This window comes from Oscillospiraceae bacterium, from assembly GCA_025758045.1.
Lineage (GTDB): Bacteria > Bacillota > Clostridia > Oscillospirales > Ruminococcaceae > Gemmiger.
The window spans coordinates 1,936,493-1,959,501 of record CP107208.1 but is presented as its reverse complement, the minus strand read 5'-3'; the positions used below and the strand labels follow the sequence as shown (position 1 = coordinate 1,959,501).

22 protein-coding genes and 2 pseudogenes are annotated in these 23,009 nt (G+C 58.9%); 11 read left to right on the top strand and 13 right to left on the bottom strand.

The genetic code is table 11. The features are described from left to right. Position 1 precedes the first annotated feature (1 nt). From OGM81_09145 to OGM81_09130, 4 genes and pseudogenes are all read left to right on the top strand, one after another. Positions 2 to 1,545: pseudogene (locus tag OGM81_09145) on the top strand (ATP-binding protein). A 123-nt stretch (positions 1,546 to 1,668) separates the two neighbouring features. After that, a complete protein-coding gene (locus tag OGM81_09140; protein ID UYJ42503.1) occupies positions 1,669 to 1,938 on the top strand; it encodes an ACT domain-containing protein in 270 nt (89 codons plus the stop codon). Between the two features lie 17 nt (positions 1,939 to 1,955). After that, positions 1,956 to 3,323, top strand: coding sequence for a PFL family protein (locus OGM81_09135; GenBank protein UYJ42502.1), 1,368 nt, complete (start codon positions 1,956 to 1,958; stop codon positions 3,321 to 3,323). Between the two features lie 163 nt (positions 3,324 to 3,486). Continuing rightward, entirely contained in the window at positions 3,487 to 3,702 is a 216-nt protein-coding gene (locus OGM81_09130) for a DUF378 domain-containing protein (protein UYJ42501.1), read from the top strand. A 2-nt stretch (positions 3,703 to 3,704) separates the two neighbouring features. Here OGM81_09130 and OGM81_09125 read toward each other — a convergent pair whose 3' ends face one another. Further along, positions 3,705 to 4,868 carry an FtsW/RodA/SpoVE family cell cycle protein gene (locus OGM81_09125; protein UYJ42500.1) on the bottom strand — a complete coding sequence of 388 codons (1,164 nt, stop codon included), beginning with the start codon at positions 4,866 to 4,868 and terminating at the stop codon, positions 3,705 to 3,707. A 185-nt stretch (positions 4,869 to 5,053) separates the two neighbouring features. Here OGM81_09125 and tsaE point away from each other — a divergent pair, with 185 nt between their 5' ends. The 5 genes and pseudogenes from tsaE (at position 5,054) to OGM81_09100 (ending at position 8,653) form a co-directional block, all read left to right on the top strand. Then, complete coding sequence (tsaE, locus tag OGM81_09120) at positions 5,054 to 5,464, top strand: tRNA (adenosine(37)-N6)-threonylcarbamoyltransferase complex ATPase subunit type 1 TsaE (GenBank protein ID UYJ42499.1); 411 nt, start codon at positions 5,054 to 5,056, stop codon at positions 5,462 to 5,464. A 37-nt stretch (positions 5,465 to 5,501) separates the two neighbouring features. Further along, positions 5,502 to 6,209, top strand: a complete 708-nt coding sequence (tsaB, locus tag OGM81_09115) for a tRNA (adenosine(37)-N6)-threonylcarbamoyltransferase complex dimerization subunit type 1 TsaB (protein UYJ42498.1) — start codon at positions 5,502 to 5,504, stop codon at positions 6,207 to 6,209. Positions 6,210 to 6,212: 3 nt separating this feature from the next. After that, on the top strand, positions 6,213 to 6,665 hold the full coding sequence (rpiB, locus tag OGM81_09110) for a ribose 5-phosphate isomerase B (protein ID UYJ42497.1): 453 nt from the start codon (positions 6,213 to 6,215) through the stop codon (positions 6,663 to 6,665). A 69-nt stretch (positions 6,666 to 6,734) separates the two neighbouring features. Continuing rightward, positions 6,735 to 7,364 carry a uracil phosphoribosyltransferase gene (gene upp / locus OGM81_09105; GenBank protein UYJ42496.1) on the top strand — a complete coding sequence of 210 codons (630 nt, stop codon included), beginning with the start codon at positions 6,735 to 6,737 and terminating at the stop codon, positions 7,362 to 7,364. 339 nt (positions 7,365 to 7,703) lie between these two features. Continuing rightward, positions 7,704 to 8,653, top strand: a pseudogene (locus tag OGM81_09100) (IS3 family transposase). A gap of 82 nt (positions 8,654 to 8,735) precedes the next feature. Here the strand turns inward: OGM81_09100 and OGM81_09095 are convergent. The 6 genes from OGM81_09095 to rfbC all read right to left on the bottom strand — a co-directional run bounded on the left by OGM81_09095 (position 8,736) and on the right by rfbC (position 14,945). Further along, the gene (locus OGM81_09095) at positions 8,736 to 10,574 is read right to left on the bottom strand and encodes a glycosyltransferase family 2 protein (protein ID UYJ42495.1); all 1,839 of its coding nucleotides are present in this window, start codon (positions 10,572 to 10,574) and stop codon (positions 8,736 to 8,738) included. An 81-nt stretch (positions 10,575 to 10,655) separates the two neighbouring features. Next, on the bottom strand, positions 10,656 to 10,904 hold the full coding sequence (locus tag OGM81_09090; protein ID UYJ42494.1) for a kinase to dihydroxyacetone kinase: 249 nt from the start codon (positions 10,902 to 10,904) through the stop codon (positions 10,656 to 10,658). Positions 10,905 to 10,917: 13 nt separating this feature from the next. Then, positions 10,918 to 12,780, bottom strand: a complete 1,863-nt coding sequence (locus OGM81_09085; protein UYJ42493.1) for a glycosyltransferase family 2 protein — start codon at positions 12,778 to 12,780, stop codon at positions 10,918 to 10,920. 2 nt (positions 12,781 to 12,782) lie between these two features. Beyond that, on the bottom strand, positions 12,783 to 13,559 hold the full coding sequence (locus OGM81_09080) for an ABC transporter ATP-binding protein (GenBank protein ID UYJ42492.1): 777 nt from the start codon (positions 13,557 to 13,559) through the stop codon (positions 12,783 to 12,785). A 12-nt stretch (positions 13,560 to 13,571) separates the two neighbouring features. Beyond that, on the bottom strand, positions 13,572 to 14,369 hold the full coding sequence (locus OGM81_09075) for an ABC transporter permease (protein UYJ42491.1): 798 nt from the start codon (positions 14,367 to 14,369) through the stop codon (positions 13,572 to 13,574). 9 nt (positions 14,370 to 14,378) lie between these two features. Beyond that, positions 14,379 to 14,945: a dTDP-4-dehydrorhamnose 3,5-epimerase gene (gene rfbC / locus OGM81_09070; GenBank protein UYJ42490.1), complete on the bottom strand. Its 567-nt coding sequence runs from the start codon at positions 14,943 to 14,945 to the stop codon at positions 14,379 to 14,381. A gap of 217 nt (positions 14,946 to 15,162) precedes the next feature. Here rfbC and OGM81_09065 point away from each other — a divergent pair, with 217 nt between their 5' ends. Both OGM81_09065 and OGM81_09060 read left to right on the top strand, forming a co-directional pair. Further along, positions 15,163 to 15,720, top strand: coding sequence for a 5-formyltetrahydrofolate cyclo-ligase (locus tag OGM81_09065; protein ID UYJ42489.1), 558 nt, complete (start codon positions 15,163 to 15,165; stop codon positions 15,718 to 15,720). Beyond that, positions 15,717 to 16,409 (top strand): hypothetical protein, encoded by a 693-nt coding sequence (locus OGM81_09060; GenBank protein ID UYJ42488.1) that lies wholly within the window; start codon positions 15,717 to 15,719, stop codon positions 16,407 to 16,409. Before OGM81_09065 ends, OGM81_09060 begins: the two co-directional genes overlap by 4 nt. A 123-nt stretch (positions 16,410 to 16,532) precedes the next feature. On the opposite strand, the gene OGM81_09055 is transcribed toward OGM81_09060, so the two are convergent. The 6 genes from OGM81_09055 to OGM81_09030 all read right to left on the bottom strand — a co-directional run bounded on the left by OGM81_09055 (position 16,533) and on the right by OGM81_09030 (position 23,006). After that, positions 16,533 to 17,900 (bottom strand): NCS2 family permease, encoded by a 1,368-nt coding sequence (locus OGM81_09055; protein ID UYJ42487.1) that lies wholly within the window; start codon positions 17,898 to 17,900, stop codon positions 16,533 to 16,535. A gap of 195 nt (positions 17,901 to 18,095) precedes the next feature. Then, complete coding sequence (locus tag OGM81_09050) at positions 18,096 to 19,196, bottom strand: electron transfer flavoprotein subunit alpha/FixB family protein (protein ID UYJ42486.1); 1,101 nt, start codon at positions 19,194 to 19,196, stop codon at positions 18,096 to 18,098. Between the two features lie 17 nt (positions 19,197 to 19,213). Further along, a complete protein-coding gene (locus tag OGM81_09045; GenBank protein UYJ42485.1) occupies positions 19,214 to 19,999 on the bottom strand; it encodes an electron transfer flavoprotein subunit beta/FixA family protein in 786 nt (261 codons plus the stop codon). A gap of 14 nt (positions 20,000 to 20,013) precedes the next feature. Then, positions 20,014 to 21,183 (bottom strand): acyl-CoA dehydrogenase family protein, encoded by a 1,170-nt coding sequence (locus OGM81_09040; GenBank protein ID UYJ42484.1) that lies wholly within the window; start codon positions 21,181 to 21,183, stop codon positions 20,014 to 20,016. 77 nt (positions 21,184 to 21,260) lie between these two features. After that, positions 21,261 to 22,133 (bottom strand): 3-hydroxyacyl-CoA dehydrogenase NAD-binding domain-containing protein, encoded by an 873-nt coding sequence (locus OGM81_09035; GenBank protein ID UYJ42483.1) that lies wholly within the window; start codon positions 22,131 to 22,133, stop codon positions 21,261 to 21,263. Between the two features lie 87 nt (positions 22,134 to 22,220). Further along, a complete protein-coding gene (locus OGM81_09030; protein UYJ42482.1) occupies positions 22,221 to 23,006 on the bottom strand; it encodes an enoyl-CoA hydratase-related protein in 786 nt (261 codons plus the stop codon). Between the last annotated feature and the right edge of the window lie 3 nt (positions 23,007 to 23,009).

Sequence of the window (23,009 nt, the reverse complement as noted above, 5' to 3'; positions counted from 1 at the left end):
TATGGATATTCAACGTGCGAAAGAGGAAATCAAACAAACCGTGCGGGCTTACCTTGCCTGCGATGACACCGGTGCGCCGCTGATCCCGCCGGTACGCCAGCGCCCCATCCTGCTGATGGGCCCGCCGGGTGTCGGCAAGACCCAGATCATGGAGCAGATCGCCCAGGAGTGCGGCATTGCGCTGGTGGCCTACACCATCACCCACCACACCCGCCAAAGCGCCGTCGGCCTGCCTTTTATCCGGGAACGCAGCTACGCGGGCAAGACCCGCAGCGTGACCGAGTACACGATGAGCAAGATCATCGCCAGCGTGTACGCCGCTATGGAGCGCACCGGCAAACAGAACGGCATTTTGTTTATTGATGAGATCAACTGCGTCAGTGAGACGTTGGCCCCCACGATGCTGCAGTTTTTGCAGTGCAAGACCTTCGGCAACCAGGCCGTGCCCGCCGGGTGGATCATCGTGGCCGCCGGCAACCCGCCGGAGTACAACAAAAGCGTGCGGGAGTTCGACCTGGTCACGCTGGACCGCGTGCGGCGCATCGACATTGAGCCGAAGCTGAGCGTCTGGCAGGAGTACGCCCGCGCCACCGCCTGCACCCCGCCGTAACGGCCTATCTGGAACTGCGGCCCCAGCATTTTTATAAAATCGAGAACGATGTGGACGGCGTGCAGTTCGTCACCGCCCGCGGGTGGGAGGACCTCTCTGCCTTTTTGCAGGCCGCTGACAAGCTGGATCTGCCGGTGGATGAGGGAGTCATCGGCCAATACCTGCGCCATCCCGAGGTTGCCCGGGACTTCGCCGCCTACTGGGTGCTGTACCGCAAATACCATCAGGACTACGGCGTCGAGGACATTTTGCAGGGCAAGCCCTTTGATGCGGTGGTGGAGCGTGCCGTCAAGGCCGGCTTTGACGAGCGCATCAGTCTGGTCAGCCTGCTGCTGGCGGGCCTGAACACCCGCTTTGCCGCCGCGCGGAACATTGGCGCTGTGACCGATGCCTGCTACCAGCAATTACGCAGTTTTAAGCGGGCGCTGAACCAGCAGCCCGAGGCCGGGCCTGCCGCCCTGTTTACGGAGCAGTGCGAGAGCTACCGCCAGCGGTTGGAGGAAGCCAAAGCCGCCGCCAGCCTGCTGCCCGAGGAACTGGCCGCCCGCATCCGCACCGCCGCCCTGCTGGACGCCTGGGGCAAAAAGCTGGACGAAGCCCTGGACGCCGAGGATGCCTTTGACGCCGTGCGGGCCGAGTTCAATGCCCAGGTGCGCCGCCGGGAGGACGCCGTGACTGCCGCCGGGGACGCGCTGGAGTTTGCCTTTGACTTTATGGAGCGGATCTATAATTTCGGTGAGACCGGGCAGGAGATGGTCGTTTTCGTCAACGAGCTGGCTCTTGGCCCCGACTCTGCCCCCTATCTGGCCGAGAACGAGTGCGAGCGCTTTGAGCAGTACAGCCAAAAGCTGTTGCTGCACCAGGGCGATGACGAAATTCTCGCCGAGCTGGAACGGGATGATATTCGGGCGGAGGAACACAGCGCGGAGTTTTGATGCAGTAGAGCATAAAGCCTTCACTCGTTCTAAAAGTCCTACTTTCTTTACTCTTTCCCGCCATTCTGTTATAATACTGGTAATCCGGCAATTGGGCCGGTGTTTTATGAGGGGGTATATCGTATGAAAGCAGTTATCACCGTCATCGGCCGCGACACCGTGGGTGTTGTCGCCAAGGTCAGCGCCGTCTGCGCCGAGCTGAATATCAACATCGAGGACATCACCCAGTCCATCATGCAGGATATGTTCTGCATGATCATGCTGGTGGACATGGCCCACTGCAACGCAGACCACGTTGCCATGCGGGACCGCTTTACCGCCCTGGGCGCTGAGATGAAGATGCAGGTCACCGTGACCCGTCAGGAAGTCTTTGACGCCATGCACACCATCTGACGGGGAGGAATTGGGAGATGCGAATTCTGAACCGCAACGACATTATGGAAACCATCGGCATGCTGACCGATGAAAACCTCGACGTCCGCACCGTGACCATGGGCATCAGCCTGCTGGACTGCATCGACCCGGACGGCGAGAAAGCCTGCGAGAAGATCTACAACAAGATCACCCGCCTGGCGGGCAGCCTTGTCTCCACCGTGGACAGCATCAGCAGCGAGTACGGTATTCCCATCGTAAACAAGCGCATCAGCGTTACGCCCATTGCCATGCTGCTGGGCGCCGCCCCCGATGCGGACCCGGTCATGTACGCCAAAGCCCTGGACCGCGCGGCCAAGGCCGTGGGCGTCAACTTCATCGGCGGCTTCGGCGCGCTGGTGCACAAAGGCTTTTCTGCCGGTGACCGCCGCCTGATCCAGGCCATCCCCCGCGCTTTGGCCGAGACCGATATTGTATGTTCCAGCGTCAATATCGGCTCCACCAAGTCGGGTATCAACATGGATGCCGTCAAGCTGATGGGCGAAGTCGTGCGCAAGACCGCCGAGCTGACCAAGGACAACATGTGTATGGGCGACGCCAAGCTGGTCGTTTTCTGCAACGCCCCCGAGGATAACCCCTTTATGGCGGGTGCCTTCCACGGCGCAGGCGAGCCGGATTGCGAGATCCACGTGGGCGTTTCCGGTCCCGGTGCGGTGCGTGCTGCCCTGGCCAAGCTGCCCAAGGATGCCCCGATGGACGAAGTTGCCGAGCTAGTCAAACGCACGGCGTTCAAGATCACCCGTCTGGGCCAGCTGGTGGCCAACCTGGCCAGCGAGCGTCTGGGTGTGCCGGCGGGCATTATCGACCTGTCCCTGGCCCCCACCCCGGCCATCGGTGACAGCGTTGCGAATATTTTGGAAGAAATGGGTCTGGAAAGCTGCGGCTGCTGCGGCACCACCGCCTGCCTGGCCCTGCTGAACGATGCCGTCAAAAAGGGCGGCGTGATGGCCAGCAACCATGTCGGCGGCCTGTCCGGCGCATTCATCCCGGTGTCCGAGGATGACGGCATGATCAACGCGGCCAACTGCGGCAGCCTAACGCTGGAAAAGCTGGAAGCCATGACCGCCGTTTGCTCCGTGGGCATCGACATGGTGGTCATCCCCGGCGACACCACCGCCGAGGTCATCAGCGGCCTGATCGCTGACGAAGCCGCCATTGGTATGGTGAACAGCAAGACCACCGCTGTGCGCGTCATCCCGGCCATCGGCCACAAGGCAGGCGACGTGCTGGATTTCGGCGGCCTGCTGGGCCACGCCCCCATCATGCCCATCAGCAAGTTCAGCCCCGCCGTCATGATCCACCGCGGCGGCCGCATCCCCGCCCCCATGCAGGCGTTGAAGAACTGATTTTACGGGGTTTTGTTCCTTCTTTGCAAAGAAGGGATTGAAGAAACTCTAAACAATAAAGATATTGCAGCCTAAGCGGTTCTCTTGTGCAAAGGAGCCTTTGACCGCACTATGCATAAATCCCTCCCCAACGCGCCATACTGGCGTACAGGGAGGGATTTTTATGTCCGTATTCAAAAAGATTTTGCTGTTGCTGGCCATTATCGGCGGCATCAACTGGGGCATCTACGGCATCTGGGGCTTTAACGCCGTGGGCTGGCTGCTGGGCGGCTCGCTGTCCTGGCTGTCCCGTACCGTGTTCATCCTGGTTGGGCTGGCCTCGCTCTGCCTGATCCCCAGCCTGTGCATGGGCGATTCCTGCAAAGGCAAAGAGGGCTGACCTCACAAGATTGCCACTGCATCCACACGGCTGCGCCGCGCCTGCAAACCCACACTCAGCACCAGGCCGACGCAGAAGTACATCATCACCACGCTCGACCCGCCCGCCGAGAAAAACGGCAGGGTCACACCAATCACGGGCAACACCTGCAGGTTCATGCCCAGGTTGATGACCGTCTGCAAAAACAGCGCGGCAAAAATGCCAACGCAGATATTGCGGCCTAAAGCGTCCCGGCTTTGCAGCGCTGCCGTCAGCGTGCGCAGGCACACCCCCAGCAGCAGCGCCAGCACCGCCGCCGCGCCCACAAAGCCCAGCACATTGGCGAGATACGCAAAGATAAAATCGTTCCATGCGTTGGGTACAAAGATATGCTCCGGCGTGAACAGCCCTGTACCGGTCAGCCCGCCGGTGCCAATGGCCATGGCGCCCTTGTTCTGCTGGTAGGTAATATCCGCCAGGTTCGGGTCATCGGGCGTGATGACCGCCAAAATGCGCTTGAACTGGTAGCCTTTTAAGATGCCGGGGCGCAGCTTTAGCAGCGCGCCGCCGCCCACAACGCCCGCCGCCAGCGCACCGCCCGCAACCCAGTTGGACAGCCCGCCCGCGTACAGCATAAATACGCCAATGCCGAGAAAAACAAGCGCTGTACCGTCATCACCCTGGATATGGATGAGCGCCGTAGGCACGCCGATGTGCAAAAGCAAAAGCAGCAGGTTTTTGGGCTGATTCACCCGGCCCCGCACCCGGCTTAAATGCAGCGCCAGCGTTAAGATAAAGCTGATCTTTGCCAGCTCGGCAGGCTGGAAGGTCATGCCGCCCACCCGATACCAGCTGTAATTGGAGGTCCCGCCCGCATCGTACCCGATGGTGATGACCCCCGCCCGGAAGTTGTGCAAAAACAGGGTGGGCAGCACCAGTCCCCACGCCACCGTGGCATGCAGCGGCCAGGCGCGGGCCAGGGCACGATAATCCACCGTGGAGAAAATGACCGCCAGCATAATGCCCAGAAAACTTGCAATGAGCTGCACCGACGCCTTGTTGTTGGAGCCGAGCTGCGTCTGCCCGATGGAGACCAGCACCACCACGCTGACCGCCGAACACGCCGCGCACAGCGCCAGATACAGCGCATCCACCCGGCGCAGGTAGCGGCGTAACAGGGCAAACATGGGCTGGCCTCCTCTCCAAAATTTTTGCGTACAATATATTTTCTACCGCATATTATACCGCATCCTGCGGCAATATGCCAACTTTGCAATTAAATTTTACAAATCGCGCTTTTCGTATTATAATATAGTACGAATCAGGGCGCGGGGTTTATGCAATACCGTGGGCCCTTAAAAGGAGTTTTCCTATGGAAATCATCACTCATTCCCGCGAGGAGACCGTTGCCGCCGGGCGGGAGTTTGCCAAAACGCTGCCGGGCGGGGCGCTCATCGCGTTCACCGGCGGGCTGGGCGCAGGCAAGACAGCGTTCTGCCAGGGCCTGGCCGAGGGGCTGGGCTGCACCGACCCAGTTTCCAGCCCGACGTTCGCCATCGTCAACTACTACCGCGGCCCGCACCCGCTGGCCCACTTTGATTTATACCGCATCCACACCGAGAACGACCTTGCCGCCGCCGGGTTCTACGACTATCTGGACATGGGCGCGGTGGTTGCCTGCGAGTGGAGCGAGAACTGTGCCGACCTGCTCGAGCAGGAGCAGCCCACCCATATCCACATCGACCGGGTGGACGAGACGACACGCAAGATTACGATTGGTTGATTTTATAGATTTTATTACATAACGTATAGGTGATTGTATGAATATCCTGGCTGTAGATACCGCAGGCAAGTCCGCCGCCGTAGCCATTTTGCGGGACGACACCCTGCTGTACGAGACCCAGTGCAACAACGGCATGACCCACAGCGAGACCCTGCTGCCCATGATCGACACCGCGCTGCGTGCCTGCGGGCTTACGATGGAGGACATCGACCTGCTGGGCGTGACCAGCGGCCCCGGCAGCTTTACCGGGCTGCGCATCGGGCTTTCGGTGGTCAAGGGGCTAGCCCTGCCGCGGCAGATCCCCTGCGCGGGCGTTTCCACCATGGCAGCGCTGGCCTATGGCCTGGCGGGCGAGGGCACTGTCATCGGTGCGCAGGACGCCCGCCGCGGGCAGGTGTACTGGGGCGCTTTTGACCTGGCCACCCACACCCGCTTGACCGAGGACGCCGCCGCCCCCGTAACAAGTTTGGAAAAATTTGTACAAGACTGCAAAAAACCGCTGTTTTTTGTTGGCGATGGCGCAACTTTGTGCTACAATAGTTATAAGCAGGTCTGCGGGGTCGCAGCCTGTCCGCCCGCCCTGCAGGTGCTGCGGGGTGCCGGGGTGGCGCTGGCCGCCAAAGCCATGTGGGAAGCCGGGGCCTGCGTGCCGCCTGCTGCCCTGCTGCCGGACTACCACCGGTTGAGCCAGGCGGAGCGTGAACGCGCCGAACGCGAAAAACAACAAACAGAGGGGACCAAATAACCAATGAAGTTTGACAAACCGATCGCACTGGCTGCCGACCACGGCGGCTACGAGCTGAAAGAAGCTATCAAAGCACATCTGGATGAGCTGGGCGTTGCCTGCACCGACTTTGGCACCGACTCCACCGCCAGCGTGGACTACCCGGACTATGCCGCCAAGGGCTGCAAGGCCGTGCTGGACGGCAGCTGCGCACTGGTCATCCTGTGCTGCGGCACCGGCGTGGGCATGTCGATGTGCGCCAACAAGATCAAGGGCATCCGCGCCTGCTGCTGCAGTGATACCTTCAGTGCAGAGTTCACCCGCCGCCACAACAACGCCAATGCCCTGTGCCTGGGCGGCCGCGTGGTGGGCGCTGGCCTGGCCTGCCAGATCGTGGACGCTTTCTTGAACGCCGAGTTCGAGGGCGGCCGCCACCAGAAGCGCATCGACAAGATGATGGCGCTGGAGAACCTGTAACCCATTACCCCTGTTGACTTTGCCTGCACGGGCAGGCTGGAATAAATATTTGTACAAGGAGATACCACCATGAGCGTTGTAGAAATTGTTGACCATCCCCTGATCCAGCACAAAATCAGCCTGCTGCGTGACCGCAACACCGGCACCAAGGAGTTCCGCGATCTGGTAAGCGAGATCGCCATGCTGCTGTGCTACGAGGCCACCCGCGACCTGCCTACTGAGGAAGTCGAGGTCGAGACCCCCGTGGCCCTGGCCCGCACCAAGGTGCTGGCTGGCCGTAAGCTGGCCCTGGTGCCCATTCTGCGCGCCGGCCTGGGCATGGTCGACGGTATGCTGAACCTGATCCCCGCCGCCAAGGTCGGCCACATTGGCATGTACCGCAACGAGGAGACCCTGGAGCCCGTCGAGTATTACTGCAAGCTGCCCAGCGACATTAGCGAGCGTGAGGTCTTTGTTCTGGATCCGATGCTGGCAACCGGCGGCAGCTCCTGCGATGCCATCGCCCAGATCAAGAAGCGTGGTGCCAAGCACATCAAGTTCATCGGCCTGGTGGCCGCTCCCCAGGGTTTGAAGGCTCTGCATGAGGCTCACCCCGACGTCGACATCTACGTCGCCGCCCTGGATGAGAAGCTGAACGAGAACGGCTATATCGTGCCCGGCCTGGGCGACGCCGGCGACCGTATCTTCGGCACCAAGTAATTTTTAACAGGCAACAGTAAATCCCCCGCAGTTTTACGTGAACTGCACCCCATTTGTTAGACAGTATGGTATACTGTTTAGGAAATGGGGTGTTTTTGTATGCCAAAAGGAGTACCAAACAAACGATATACGCCGGAATTCAAGAGAATGGTTGTAGAAACCATGGAAAAAAAACATCTGAGTATCCATGCAACGATGCAGGAATTCGGAATTAACGACCATAAAATTATAGAGCGTTGGGAACGCATTTATTTGGAAGAAGGGCCGGAAGGCTTGTCGGTTGAGCGACGGGGCCGCGGCAGCACTGGCCGGCCAAAGAAGCTGCCAAAAGAGGCGGAAGAAGATCTGCTGGCCGAAGTGCAGCGACTGCGTGCGGAGAACGATTACCTAAAAAACTTGCAAGCCTTGGTTTTGGAAGACGAGCGACGCCAGCGCAGAAAACGCAGGTAGTTCAAAAGCTGAGGCAAAGACATTCTCTGGATATTCTTCTCTCAATCGCTCAACTTCCCCGTGCCACTTTCTACTACCATCTGAAGCGGATGAACAGTGCAGATAAGTATAAAGCTGTCAAAGCGGAGATCACGGCCATTTACCATGAAAACAAAGGAAGATACGGCTATCGCCGCATTACAGCAGAACTTCACAAGCGCAATTTCCTCCTGAACCACAAGACTGTCCAGCGGCTTATGAAGGAGCTGGGTTTGGTTTGCCGTGTCAGGATGAAGAAGTATCGTTCTTACAAGGGTGAAGTTGGCAAAATTGCGCCAAATCTGTTAAACCGGGACTTCCGCGCCGAAAAGCCAAACCAGAAGTGGGTCACCGATGTGACAGAGTTCAGTTTGTTTGGAGAGAAGCTCTATCTCTCGCCCATCCTTGATCTGTGCAGCAGCGATCTGGTCAGCTATACCATCTCCGACCGTCCTGTTCTGAGTATGGTTACGACTATGCTGAATAAGGCTTTTGAGAAGATACCGGATGGAACCGGGTTGATCCTTCATTCTGACCAGGGCTGGCAATACCAGCACAAGCAGTACCAGCGAATGCTCCAGAAGAAAGGTGTTCAGCAGAGCATGAGCCGGAAAGGCAACTGTCTGGACAACGCTGTGATAGAGAATTTCTTTGGCTTACTCAAAAGTGAACTGTTGTACTTACAAGAGTTTCAGTCCATGGAACACTTCAAGCAGGAACTCGTTGAATATCTGGATTACTACAACAACCGCAGGATCAAGGCAAAGCTAAAGGGCTTGCCGCCTGCAATTCACAGACAGCAAGCCCTTTCGGCTGCTTGAACAATTTTTGCTTCAAATTATTGTCTAACTTTTTGGGGGCACTTCATACGCTGCAGGGGATTTTTTATTGGATCTTCAACTGTTATTTCAGGTGGCGCAGGTCGCCGCTCTCGCGGAAGTCCTCGTAATCCAGCGAGAGGGACGGGCTGTAGTAGGGGTCATGGAGGATGTTCTCCTTGCCATGCACCGCGTACAGACGGTCATGCTCGGCGTCAAAGCGCGCCTTTTTTGCCGGGTCGTTCTCGTCCGAGCCGCGGGACTTGCTCTCGTGGTGGTACAGCTCGGCGTAGGGCGTCCAGACGATGCGCCAGCCCGCATCCCGCACCCGCAGGCAGAAGTCCACATCGTTGTAGGCGACGGTAAACTCCTCGTCCAAACCGTGGACGCTGTCGTACACGGCGGTGCGCACCAGTAGGCAGGCGGCGGTCACGGCGGAGAAATCCTGCACAGTGGCCAGGCGGAACATATACCCGCTGCCGCCGCGCTTGTGGTATTTGTGGCTGTGGCCCGCGTAGCCGCCCAGCCCGGTGATGATGCCCGCGTGCTGGATGGTGTCGTCGGGGTAGTAAAGCATCGCGCCGCAGATGCCCACGCCGGGCTGGGCGCACTCCCCTGCCATCTGGGTCAGCCAGTCGCCGCCAATAACCTCGATGTCGTTATTGAGCAGCAGCAGGTACTTGCCTGCCGCATATTTGCGGCCAAAATTGTTGATGCGGCTGAAGTTGAACCCGCCCCTGTACATGACCACCCGGGCGTTGTCGTACCGTTCGGGGATGCGCTTGTAGTAGTCGAAGGTGGCGGGGTCGGTGGAGTTGTTCTCGATGACGATGACCTCGAAGTTTTCGTAGGTCGTTTTGGCGTAGATGCTGTGCAGGCACTTCTCCAAATCATCGGTGTGGTCCTTGTTGGGAATCAAGATCGAAACCAGCGGCTCCGGGTCTGGCAGGTCCCACACCACATGGCAGGTGCCAGGGAATTTGCCAGGCTCCACAGTGCCGTGACGGCCGGTGGCGGCCAGATGGTCGGCCACCGCCTTACGGGCGGCCGCTTCCACGTAGGGCTTAGCCCCTGTGCCGCCGCTGGTGGAGGCCGCATGCACCCGCCAGTAGTACAACACCTGCGGGACATGCACCGGCTTGGCGGCAGGGTCGCAGCGCTGCATTTCATCGATAAGCCGCAGGAAAAGGTCATGATCCTGGGCGCCGTCACACTCCGGGCGCTCGCCGCCCACGGCTTCGAACAATTCTTTTTTGAACACCGCCAAATGGCAGATGTAGTTGACGGCCATCAGGTATTCCGGCGCGTAGTCGGGCTTGAAGTGGCCCACGCGGGGGTGTTCGGGGGTTTTCTCAAACAAGGCCTCGTCGCTGTAGGCGAAGTCCGCGCCGGTCTCAGCCAGCAGCTTGCCCATGCAGTAGACGGCGTGAGGAGCCAGCATGTCATCATGGTCGGCCAGCGCCAGGTAGGTGCCGGTGGCCAACTTGGCGGCCTCGTTGGTGTTGGCGGCGATGCCCTTATTTTCAATCTTGCAGTAGACAATGCGCGGGTCAGATGCCGCGCGGGCCTGCACGGTGCGCTCCACGTCGGTGTGAGCCGCATCGCTGGCATCGACCAGCACCAACTGCCAGTTGGGGGACGTCTGGCCCTGCACGCTGTCCAGAAATTGCTGCAGGAATTGCGGCGGTGTGTTGTACAGCGGCGTCAAAATGCTGATAGCCGGCCAGTTTTTGGCGTTTTGCCCGGCGTCCGCACGCTGGGTGTCCAGCGTTTGCTTGGCGGGCAGGTAGCGGGCCTTTTTGCCGAAGAACCGCCGCTTAAAGAACCCTGCCGTCCGGGCCGCCATCACACCGACGCCCTGTTCCTTCGTCAGGGTGCGCGCATAGCCGAACAGTTCCTTGATGCGTTTCGTTTCCAGGCTCATGGTGGTGGCTCCTTTATCGAGGATTTCTTACCTTCTTTGAAAAGAAGGTAAGCGAAGAAACTTTAAACATTTTAAACAATATTAGCCGTGCAGGCCGTTGGACTGACGCTCCATGTTTTCGATGATGATGGTGTGGATGTCGCCCTGGGTGGCGGCGTATTCCAGCACCTTCCACGGGGTGTCGGTGTGGTAATGCACCTTGACGACATCCTCGTCGCCGACGACCAACAGGCAATCGCCCTTGGCGCTGTTCAAAATGCCGTCGTGGATGGCGTCCTCGTCGAGGTCGTGGCCTTCGATTAAAAACTGGGTATCAAACTTATTTTCCATGCAAAACACCTCCTCACTTCAACCCGAAATTTTCAAACAAATTGTTGAAATGCGGGTTGTAGTATGGGTCGTAATTGTCGATATACTGTTTATATTTTGCATAGAAGTTGGCCTTTTCCCGCTCATAGCGCTTGGCGTTCTCACTTAACGTGTCAAGACCTCGGCTCTTGCTTTCGTAATGGTAAGCCTCGGCGCGGGGGGTATAGACGTTCAGCAGGCCGCGCTGCCACAGCTTTAAACAGTAGTCCACATCATTGTAGGCGACGGCAAACTTTTCCTCGTCCAGGCCGCCGTTGGCACGGTACAGCGCGGTTTTCGTCATCAGGCAGGCACCGGTAACGGCCATGTAGTCCTGGGTGGTGACCAGGCGGTACATGTCGCCCACGGCGGTGCGGGGATAGCTCTTGTGGCTGTGGCCCGCGCTGCCGTTGATGCCCATCAGCACACCGGCGTGCTGGATGGTGTCGTCCGGGTAGTAGAGCTTTGCGCCCACCGCACCCACGTCGGGCCGCTGGCTGTAACTGAGCAGTTCCCGTAAAAAGTCGTGGGAAAGCACCTCAATGTCGTTGTTCAACAGCAGCAGGTGCTCGCCGTCAGCGAACTGCGCGCCAAAATTGTTGATGGCCGAGAAGTTGAACGTCCCCTGATACCGCACCACCCTGCAGCGGGCAAACCGGCCGGGGATGGTCCGGTAGTAGGCCTCGGTGGCGGGGTCGGTGGAGTTATTCTCGATGACAATGACCTCAAAGTTATCGTACCCGGCGTTTTGGTACAGGCTGGTCAGGCAGCGGTCCAGGTCGTCGGTGTGGTCCTTGTTGGGGATCAGCACGCTGATAAGCGGGCTGCCTGTCAGCTCATACCGCACCTGGAACGCCCCCGGCGCGTCGGGCACTGCCATGGCGCAGCCGGGCAGGCCGAGGCGCTGCAGCTGGGCGTCGATAGCCCGCTCCCCCGCGGCGATGGCGTAGGGCTTGGCCTCCATGCCTGCGGCGGTGGACCCTGCGTGGCCGCGCCAGATATACAGCACCTTTTTGATATGCTCGATGCGCTGTGCCTTCTCAGTCAGGCGCAAGATCAGGTCGTGGTCCTGAGCACCGTCAAACTCCTTGGACTCGTAGGCCCCGGCAGCATCCAACAGCGTTCGGCTGAACACCGCCAGATGGGTGATAAAGTTCACCCCGCGCAGGTAGTCGGGCGCAAAATCCGGCTTGAAGTGGTAACCGCCCAGCTCTTTCAAATCCGCCGAGAGTACGATCTCATCACTATAGACAAAGTCCGCACCCGTGTTTTGGATGGTCTGCACAACCTCGAAAAGGGCGTTTAAGTACAGAACATCGTCGTGGTCCAGCAGGGCAATGTAGTCGCCGTGGGCCATCTCAAAGCCGCAGGTGGTGTTGGCCGCAATACCGCCGTTTTCCACTGGCTCGTACACGATGGTGCCGGGCACAGCCTTGGGCAGGCGGCTTTCCAAGCGCTTGTCCGGGTCACTGGCATCCACCAGCACCAGCTCCCAGTTTTGGTAGGTCTGGCGTGTCACGCTGCGCAGCATTTCATCAAAAAACTTCGCAGGTGTGTTATACAGCGGCACGATGATGCTGATTTTCGGTCCCTGCAGGTTCGCCGCACGCTGGGCTTTCAGCTCCCGTTTCAGCGGAATATCCGCCCGGTGACGCCAATCGTCATGGTGCAGCGCCAGCCCAACGCGGAACTTCACGTCGCGCCAAAGCTGCTCGGCCCCCTGCTCGTGCAGGGTGGCGGCGCCGCGTTTGGCCAGATCACGCAGGTGGGCGGGGTTCAGCAGGCGCTTGGCCATGCCGCCCACGCTGTCCTGCACGGCCAGGTCGGCGGGGCGTTCGTTGTTCGGTTTCTCACTCATCGTTATTCCTCGGTGATTTTGGCCGGCATGGCGTCTTTTTTCTCGAATTTGCGGTACTCTGCCGTGATCTCGGCGGTGGGGCCGAGGCGGCGCAGGTGGCCATGGTCCAACCAGGCCACCTTGTTGCACATGCGTTCGATCTGGTCGATGGAATGGCTGACCAGAATCACAGTCGTACCACCGGAAAGCAGCTCGGCCATGCGCTTCTCGCACTTTTCCTGGAAAAGGAAGTCGCCGACTGACAGAATTTCGTCCGCAATCAGAATGTCCGGTTTGGTCATCGTCGCCACGGCAAAAGCCAGGCGGGCCACCATGCCGGAGGAGTAGTTTTTCAGCGGAACATCCAGGAATTCTTCCAGTTCGCTGAACTCTACAATGTCATTAAACTTGGAATCGATATACTTCGGTGTGTAGCCCAGCACCGTACCGTTGAGGTAGATATTCTCCCGGGCGGTCAGGTCCATATCAAAGCCCGCGCCCAGTTCAATCAGGGGGGCAATGGTGCCGTTGACGGTGACCTTGCCCGCGCTGGGTTTGTACACGCCGGAAATGACCTTGAGCAATGTGGATTTGCCGCTGCCGTTCAGGCCGATCAGGCCGTAAAAGTCACCGGGCATGATGTCAAAGCTGACATCATCCAGGGCAAAGAACTCATCAAAGCGGATGCCGCCGTGCAGCAGCGCCACAAAATATTCTTTCAGGCTCTCGTGCTTTTCCTTGGCAAGGTTGAAGCGCATCGACACATGGTCGATGGAGATAATGGGTTTCTGTTCTGCCATAGCGCTGCCCCCTTACATGTACAGGACAAATTTGTCCTGATTCTTTTTAAAGACGTAGACACCCAGGCCCAGGCTGAGGGCGGCGCAGAGGAACGGGATCAGCACCATGTTGGGGGTCAGCCCCTCGCCCCACATCACGCAGGAACGCACCGAGGTGATGTACCAATAAATGGGGTTGAGGTTGATAACGTACTGCATCCAGCTTTCCATCTGGCGCGGGTCGTAGAAGATGGCGCTGCCGTAGACCAGCAGGGTGCAGAAGACTTCCCAAATATGCATGATGTCACGTACAAAAACGTACATGGTGGACAAGATCAGCCCCACGCCCAGGCTGAACGCAAACAGCATGACGATGGGATAGATTGCCAGCAGCACGGTATTGACGGAAATGTGGGACCAGGTCAGCAGTGCCACGATGAACAACGCCACCAGGCTGAAGAAGAAGTTGACCAGCGCAAAGCAGCATTTTTCCAGCGGGAAAATATACTTAGGAATGTACACTTTGCGCAGCAGCGGGCCGTTTTTCAGCACGCTTTCCATGGCCATGGTCGTGCTCTCGCGGAAGAAGTTGAACATCAGCTGGCCGATGATAAGGAACAGCGGGAAATCCTCGATGCCCTGGCCGCGCTGGTTGAACAGCGCACCGAACACGGCCCACATGACCAGGCAGGTCAGCAGGGGGTTCAGCACACTCCAGGCCACGCCCAGCACACTGCGGCGGTATTTCAGCTTAAAGTCGCGGGTGATCAGGTTTTGCAGCAGGTAGCGGTACTTCCAAAAGCCCGCAAAGCTATTTTTCAGGTTCTGCACGGCTTATCCTCAATACTTCTCAAAATACTCGAACTTCTGGTCGGCAAAGGGTGTGTGCTCCTTGTCCTTAGCGCTGGTCTTGTGCTCGCAGCCGCAGTCCGGCCACTGGACGTTGACAGTGGCGTCGTCGTAGGGGATGCCGCCCTCGGCGGTGGGGTCGTAGACGTCGGTGCACTTGTAGCAGAACTCGGCCACATCAGACAGCACGAGGAAGCCGTGGGCAAAGCCCTCAGGGATCCAGAGCATCTTCTTGTTCTCGGCAGAAAGGGTCACGCCCACCCACTTGCCGAAGGTCTTGCTGTTGGGGCGGCAGTCGACGGCAACGTCGAACACCTCGCCCATGGTCACGCGCACCAGCTTGCCCTGGGTGTGCTTGGTCTGGAAATGCAGGCCGCGCAGCACGCCCTTGGTGGAGCGGCTCTGGTTGTCCTGCACGAAGGGCTTGTTGATGCCTGCGGCGGCGAAATCGTCGATCTGGTAGGTCTCCATAAAATAGCCGCGATCGTCACCAAAAACGGTCGGCTCGATGATCTGCACCTCGGGGATGTCAGTCTTGACAAAATTGAACTTACCCATGTTTTTTATTCTCCTTTTCGACAATTGACTTTATTTAATTACAGTATAGTATACACATAGCGATACAGTATATATTATACTCCTGTTTGGCCCACTGGGCAAGATGGCGGACATATTTTAAACAAATTTTGCGCAGGGTGTAACATCGGGCGCGTTTTGCCGTCTTGTAGGGTAAGGGGCGGATGTGGTACAATGATGGGAAAAGGAGGTCGCAGCCATGACCAAAACCGAAGCCCGCAAGCTTGCCAAAGCCCGCCGCGCCGCCGTGGACCTGCATACCGTAGGGCACGCAATGGCCGGGGTGCTATTTACCCTGCCCGCCTGGCAGCACGCCGACACGGTGCTGGCCTTTGCCAGCATGCCGGACGAGCCGGACACCGCCGACATCCTGCGGCAGGCGCTGGCCGAGGGCAAGCGTCTGCTGCTGCCCCGGGTGCTGAGCCGCACCGAGATGGATTGGGTGGAGATCACAGCGCTTTCGCAGTTGCAGCCGGGGGCCTATGGCATTTTGGAAGCGCCCGCTTCCCTGCCTGCCTTTGATACCGCCCATTTGGGGGATGGCGCGCTGGCGCTGATCCCCTGCCTGGCTGCCAGCCCGGACGGTGTGCGGCTGGGGCGCGGCGGCGGGTATTATGACCGCTTCCTTGCACATTATAAAGGCAGGCGGCTGCTGGTTTGCCCCACAGCCGCCCTGCTGGGCGACCTGCCTTGCGAGGGCTGGGACGTCCGATTTTCTCCCCATGAAATACTGACCGAGAAAGGAATTCTTCTATGAAAAAACTGACCCTGACCGCGGCCCTGCTGGCCGCCCTGGCCCTGACGGCCTGCGGCAACAAGACCACCGAGGCAACGCCCACCCCCACCCCGGACCTGAACGCACCTGCCACCACCCCGGAGGAAGGCATGGAGATTGACCCGGAGTTTAGTGTTGACCCCGAGCCCGAAATCGATGAAAATGCCCAGCCTGCACCGGACGCCGAGCTGAGCGATATGGTGGACGCGATCTATAAGATCCAGCCGGTGGAGCTGATGGGCATGGAGACAACTGGCATCGACCTGACCGACGAGACCTGGTACGGCTACCTGGCCGGGCTGACCGCCAACAATGTGGGCAAGGTGGACGCAGCGGTCATCAGCGAGCCGATGACCGGCAGCCAGGCGTACAGCCTGGTGCTGCTGCGCCTCAGGGACAAGGCCGATGCCCGCGAGATTGCCGATTCGATGGAGGAAAACATCAGCATGCGCAAGTGGGTCTGCGTGGAGGCAGATAAGGCCCGCGTGGTCAGCTTTGATGATAAGCTGCTGTATGTCATGGCAGACAGTGAACTGGTCGATGTCGATCTGTTGGCGGATGCTGCCGCAAAGGCCTTTAATGCGACATTCGATGTCGATGATTCCCTCGTCAATGAGGACGAGAGCGAGTTACCACCGGAGCTGCTGTCCGCCCCGGCGGTGGCGGATTGACCTTCACGCTGGGACGCGGCATCTTATAAATAGATAAGGCGCTGCCAAACGCAGGGCGCCCCTTTAGTATAATGCAAAAAATCCGCAGCCTTTTTACGGGCTGCGGATTTTTGCTTTATTAGCTTACAGGAAAATATACTTCAGGATAAACAGCACCGTCAGCACATACATCAGCGGGGTGATCTTCTTTTCCTTGGCTTTGCCGGTCAAGACGTTGATCAGCGTCCAGGAGATGATGCCGATGGCAATACCCTCAGAAATACTGTAGGCCAGCGGCATGACCAGGATGGTCAGGAACGCCGGGATGGCATCGGTCATGTCGTCAAAGTTGATCTTGGCGACAGCGCCCATCATGTAGAAGCCGACGACGATCAGCGCCGGGGCGGTGGCGAAGGACGGAATGGTGAGGAACAGCGGGCTGAAGATGCTGGCCAGCAGGAACAGCACCGCGGTGGTGGTGGCGGTCAGACCGGTGCGGCCGCCCACGGTAACGCCGGAAGAGCTTTCGACGTAGGTGGTGGTGGTGGAAGTGCCCAGCACAGCGCCTACGCTGGTGGCGACGGCATCGGCCAGCAGCGCACCCTTGATGCGGGGCAGCTTGCCGTCCTCGTCCAGCATGTCAGCCTTGGAGGCAACACCGATCAGGGTGCCCAGCGTGTCGAACAGGTCAACAAAGAGGAATGCGAACATGACAACGATGAAGTTGACGATGTTGAAATTAGTGAAGTCCAGATTGAACACCTGGCCGAAAGTTTTGCCCAGAGAGGAGAAATCAAAGCTGACAAAAGCGGTGGGAATGACCGAATACATACCGGCGTCGGGATCGGGGATGTAGATACCGGCCAGCTCGCAGACGATGCCCAGCACCCAGGTGATCAGGATGCCGTACAGGATGGCGCCCTTGACCTGCTTGATGAGCATGACGGCGATGATCAGCACACCGATCAGGGCCAGCAGTGCACCAACGCCGACGCTGTGGAAGGTCTCGCCCTTGAAGTGCTGGTAGGTCAGCAGGGTGGAATCGCTGTTGACGATGAGCTTGGCGTTCTGCAAGCCGACGAACGCGATAAACAGGCCGATGCCGACACTGACGGCGGATTTCAGCGTCATGGGGATGGCGTTGAAGATGGCCTCACGCACATTGGTCAGGGAGAGGATGATAAAGACGATGCCCTCCACAAAGACGGCCAGCAGGGCCATCTGCCAGCTGTAGCCCATCGTCAGCACAACGGTGTAGGCAAAGTAGGCGTTCAGGCCCATGCCGGGGGCCAGCGCGAACGGGTAGTTGGCCATCAGCGCCATGCACATGGTGCCGACAAACGCTGCCAGCGAGGTGGCGATCAGCACGGCTTCGGCATCCATACCAGCCGCAGACAGAATGTTAGGGTTGACCGCCAGGATGTAGGCCATCGTCATAAAGGTCGTGATACCGGCCATGACTTCGGTTTTGACATCCGTGTGGTTCTCTTTCAGGTGGAAGAGTTTTTCCATGATGTACCTCCGATTTATGAATCATATATCCTTGCTGCGTCGATATTTTCCGCAAAACGCAACGCTTTTATTGTACCTCTTTATGGCGCATTTGTAAACATTCTTTTAACAAAAGTATGTTGCGAAAGCATTTTGCATGCAAAAAGGGCCGCGCCCTTATGCGGGGTGCGGCCCTTATTACGCTTTACGATTCAATCAAGCCTTGGCAGCTTTGATCTCCTTGATCAGCTCGGGAACGACCTTGTACAGATCACCGACGATGCTGTAGGAGGCGACATCGAAGATGGGGGCGTTCTCGTTCTTGTTGATGGCGATGATGGTCTCGGAGTCCTGCATGCCGGCCACGTGCTGGATAGCACCGGAGATGCCCAGGGCAACGTAGATGCGGGGATGCACGGTCTTGCCGGTCTGGCCGACCTGATGGTCAGCAGACAGCCAGCCTTCATCGGTGACAGCGCGGGAGGCACCCACGACGCCGCCCAGAACACCTGCCAGCTCCTCGGCCAGCTTGATGCCCTTTTCGGGGTCGGCAGAGATGCCGCGGCCGACAGAAACGACAACGTCAGCACCGATCAGGTCAACCAGCTTCTCGGCGCTCTTCTTGATGTCCAGAACCTCGACATGGATGTCGTCAGCGGTCAGGGCGGGGGTGACCTTCTCGATCACGACCTTGGCAGCGCCGGCCTCGTCAAACGGCTGGGTCTGCATAACGCCGGGGCGCACGGTGGACATCTGCGGGCGGAAGCGGGGGCAGATGATGGTGGCCATCAGGTGACCGCCGAAAGCGGGGCGGGTCATCTTCAGGTTGGTGTTTTCCTCAAACTTGGTGTTGTCCACATCGATGTTGGAGGTGGTGCGCAGGAAGTTCTTGTACTTCTCAACGTCGACATCCAGATGGGTGCAGTCAGCAGTCAGGCCGGTATGCAGGCGGGCTGCGCAGCGGGGGCCGAGGTCACGGCCCAGGTTGGTAGCGCCGATCAGCATGATCTCCGGCTTCTTCTCCATGATGAGATCGCACAGAGCCTTGGCATAGCCATCGGTGGTGTAGTCCTTCAGCAGGGGGCTGTCGATGTTGTAAACGCGGTCAGCACCGTAGCCGCCCAGCGCCTTGACATAGTCCTCGTTCAGCTCGCTGCCCATCACAACGCCGCACAGCTCCACGCCCAGGTCGTTGGCCAGCTTGCGGCCTTCGCTCAGCAGCTGGTAGCTGATGGTCTGGATCTGACCTTCGCGCTGCTCGCAGAATACCCACACGCCCTTGAAGGCGGCGGTGTCCATTGCATTGAATTCAGCCATTGTTTGTTTCTCCTTCCTCAAATCAGGTGCTTGTCGTTCAGGATGCCAACCAGCTGGGCAGCGTCCTCGACCTTCATGCCGGCGCCCTTGACCGGAGGAGCAAAGGACTTGTAAACGTTCGTCGGAGAGCCCTTCAGGCCGATGGTATCGGTCTCGATGAGCGGATCATCTTTCAGTGCGTTGTAATCGAACACTTCCAGCGGCTTGTCGTAGCACTCGAAGATGCCGGGCACGCTCATGTAGCGGGGGGTGTTCAGCTCTTTGATGCAGGTCAGCAGGCAGGGAGTCTGAACCTTCAGCTCCATGTAGCCATCCTCCAGCTGACGCTTCACGGTCAGGGAGTTGCCGTCCTTCTTGATCTCGGTAACATAGGTGACCTGGGGCAGGTGCAGCTTCTCAGCGATCTGGGGGCCAACCTGGGCAGTGTCACCGTCGATGGCCTGACGGCCGCAGAAAACGATGTCCTCAGGGCCGACGCCGATCTTATTGACGGCAGCAGCCAGGATCTGGGAGGTAGCGAAGGTATCGGAGCCGCCGAACTCGCGGCCGGAAACCAGGACGCCGCGGTCAGCGCCGCGGGCCATCAGCTCGCGCAGCATGCCTTCTGCCGGCGGCGGGCCCATGGTAACAACGACGACTTCGCAGCCGGTCTCATCTTTCAGCTGCAGGGCAGCCTCAACAGCGTTGAGATCATCAGGGTTGGTGATGGTGGCCATAGCGGCACGGTCCATCGTGCCGTCAGCCTTGACGGCAACCTTACCCTGCGTATCGGGAACCTGTTTGACACAAACGATTGCTTTCATTACGTCTTGCCTCCTTACTTCAGCAGCGCGCCGGAGATGACCATCATCTGAACTTCGCTGGTGCCCTCATAGATCTCAGTGATCTTGGCATCACGCATCATACGCTCGATGGGGTAATCACGGGTGTAGCCGTAACCGCCGAACAGCTGCAGGCAGCGGCGGGTAACATCGCTGGCGGTGCGGGCTGCAATCAGCTTAGCCTCGGCAGCCTCAACGCTGTAACGGACCTTAGCGCCGTTCATGGCCTGCTGCTTTTTCAGGCCAGCCTTGTAAACCAGGTACTTGGCAGCGTCAACGCGGGCTTTCATCTCAGCCAGCTCGAACTGGGTGTTCTGGAACTGGGCGATGGAGCGGCCGAACTGCTTACGCTCTTTGACGTAGGCAACGGTCTCGTCGATGGCGCCCTCGGCAATGCCCAGAGCCTGGGCAGCGATGCCGATACGGCCGCCGTCCAGCGTAGCCATGGCCAGCTGGAAGCCCTTGCCCTTGACGCCGAGCAGACGATCCTTCGGGATGATGCAGTCTTCCATGATCAGCTCACAGGTGGAGGAACCACGGATGCCCATCTTGTCCTCGGGCTTGCCGACCTTGAAGCCGGGATCGGTGCGCTCTACGATGAAGGCGCTGATCTCCTTCTGCTTGCGGCCGCGCTTGTCGGTGACAAAACCGGTAACAGCGATGATGATGAACACATCGGCAAATCCGGCGTTGGTGATGAAGATTTTGGAGCCGTTCAGCTTCCAGTGGTCGCCCTCGTCAACGGCGAAGGTCTGCTGGCCCTGCGCATCGGTGCCGGCGCCGGGCTCGGTCAGACCGAAAGCGCCGATCCACTCGCCGCTGCACAGCTTGGGCAGATACTTTTCCTTCTGGGCGGGAGTGCCGTTCTCGTAAATAGGAGCGGCGCACAGAGAGGTATGGGCAGACAGGATAACACCGGTGGTGCCGCAGACCTTGGACATTTCCTCAACGGCCATAACGTAGGACAGCACATCGCCGCCTGCACCGCCGACCTCTTTGGGGAAGTAGATGCCCATCATGCCCAGCTTAGCCATCTTCTCGACGGTCTCTTTGGGGAAGTACTCCTCAGCGTCGACCTTCTTGGCCAGGGGCTTGACTTCGTTTTCAGCAAACTCCTTGTACATCTTCTGGACCATTTGCTGCTGCTTAGACAGAGTAAAATCCATTTGATAAACCTCCATATACTCAAACAAACGCAGCCCGGCGCGGTTCTGCACTGCGCCAGGCGCGTAGGTTGGTTCAATTACAGGGCGTCAACAGCGGTCTTGGTGCGGTCGGCATTATAGACATAGAAGCCCTTGCCGGTCTTGCAGCCCAGGTTGCCGCCGCGGACCATCTTGCGGATCAGCGGGCAAGCGCGATACTTGCTGTCGCCGGTCTCCTTGTACAGGACGTCCATGATGGCCAGGCAGATGTCCAGGCCGACGAAGTCGCCCAGCTCCAGGGGGCCCATGGGATGGTTGGCGCCCAGCTTCATAGCGGTGTCGATACCGGCGATGTCAGAAACGCCCTCCATCTTAATGAAGGCAGCTTCGTTGATCATGGGGATCAGGATGCGGTTGACGACGAAGCCGGCAGCCTCGTTGACCTGGACCGGGCTCTTGCCGATCTCGGTGCTGATCTTCTTGATGGTCTCCACGGTCTCGGCGGGAGTGTTCACACCGGCGATGACCTCGATGAGCTTCATGCGGTCAGCGGGGTTGAAGAAGTGCATGCCGACCAGGGGACGGCTCAGGCCCTTGCCGATCTCGGTGATGGACAGAGAAGAGGTGTTGGAAGCGAAAACACACTCGGGCTTGCAGATCTTATCCAGCTCGCCGAAGGTGGTCTGCTTGACCTTCATATCCTCGAAAGCAGCCTCGACGATCAGGTCGCAGTCAGCGCACAGATCCTCTTTCAGGCCAGCGGTGATGGCAGCCATGCGGCGGTCAACTTCAGCCTGGTCCAGCTTGCCCTTGGCAACCAGCTTGGCGTAGCCGGCGGCGATCTTAGCCTTGCCGTTGTCAGCCCACTCCTGCTTGATGTCGCACAGAGCCACGGTGTAGCCCTCGACCTGTGCAAAAGCCTTTGCAATGCCCTGGCCCATAGTGCCAGCGCCAATAACGCCTACCTTCATAGTAGTAACCTCCCAATTTGTTCTAAAATGTTCTTTTTAAAACGGCGGGGTGCGGGGCGCCAAGCGCCCCTCCCCTGCTTGCGGAAATCAGTTGTTGGTGAAGACCGGTTTCGGCTTCGGCTTCTCGCGGCTCAGGAAGCAGCCCATACCCTCGACCTGATCGTGGGTCTCGAAGCAATCGCCGAAGAGCTTCTCCTCGACCTCAACAGCCTTCTCGATGGGCAGGCTGATGCCGTCGTTAATAGCCTTCTTGCAGTTGCGCACGGCAATGGGGGCATTCTTAGCGATCTTGCCAGCCAGCTTGAGGGCGGCAGGCACCAGCTCTTCCTGGGTGTACACGGCGTTGACCAGGCCGATGCGCAGGGCCTCGTCTGCCTTGATGTTCAGGGCAGAGTAGACCAGCTGCTTGGCCATGCCCATACCGACCAGACGGGCCAGGCGCTGGGTACCGCCGAAGCCCGGCGTGATGCCCAGGCCTACTTCGGGCTGACCGAAGACGGCATTGTCGGAGCAGAGACGGATGTCGCAGCTCATGGCCAGCTCATTACCGCCGCCCAGGGCAAAGCCGTTGACGGCAGCGATGACCGGCAGCGGGAAGTGCTCGATCATCAGGAAGACATCGTTGCCCAGCTTGCCGAAAGCCTCGCCCTCGGCCTTGGTCATGGTGGACATCGAGCCGATGTCAGCGCCCGCAACGAAGCTCTTGTCACCGGCGCCGGTCAGGACGACACAGCGGACGGTGTTCTGATCGATGGCCTCGAAGGCAGCCTTCAGGTCAGCAAGAACCTCGGGGTTCAGAGCGTTGAGGGCTTTCGGGCGGTCGATTGTCAGGACGGCAACGGCGTCCTGGATCTCGGTAGTAACAAAGGACATGGT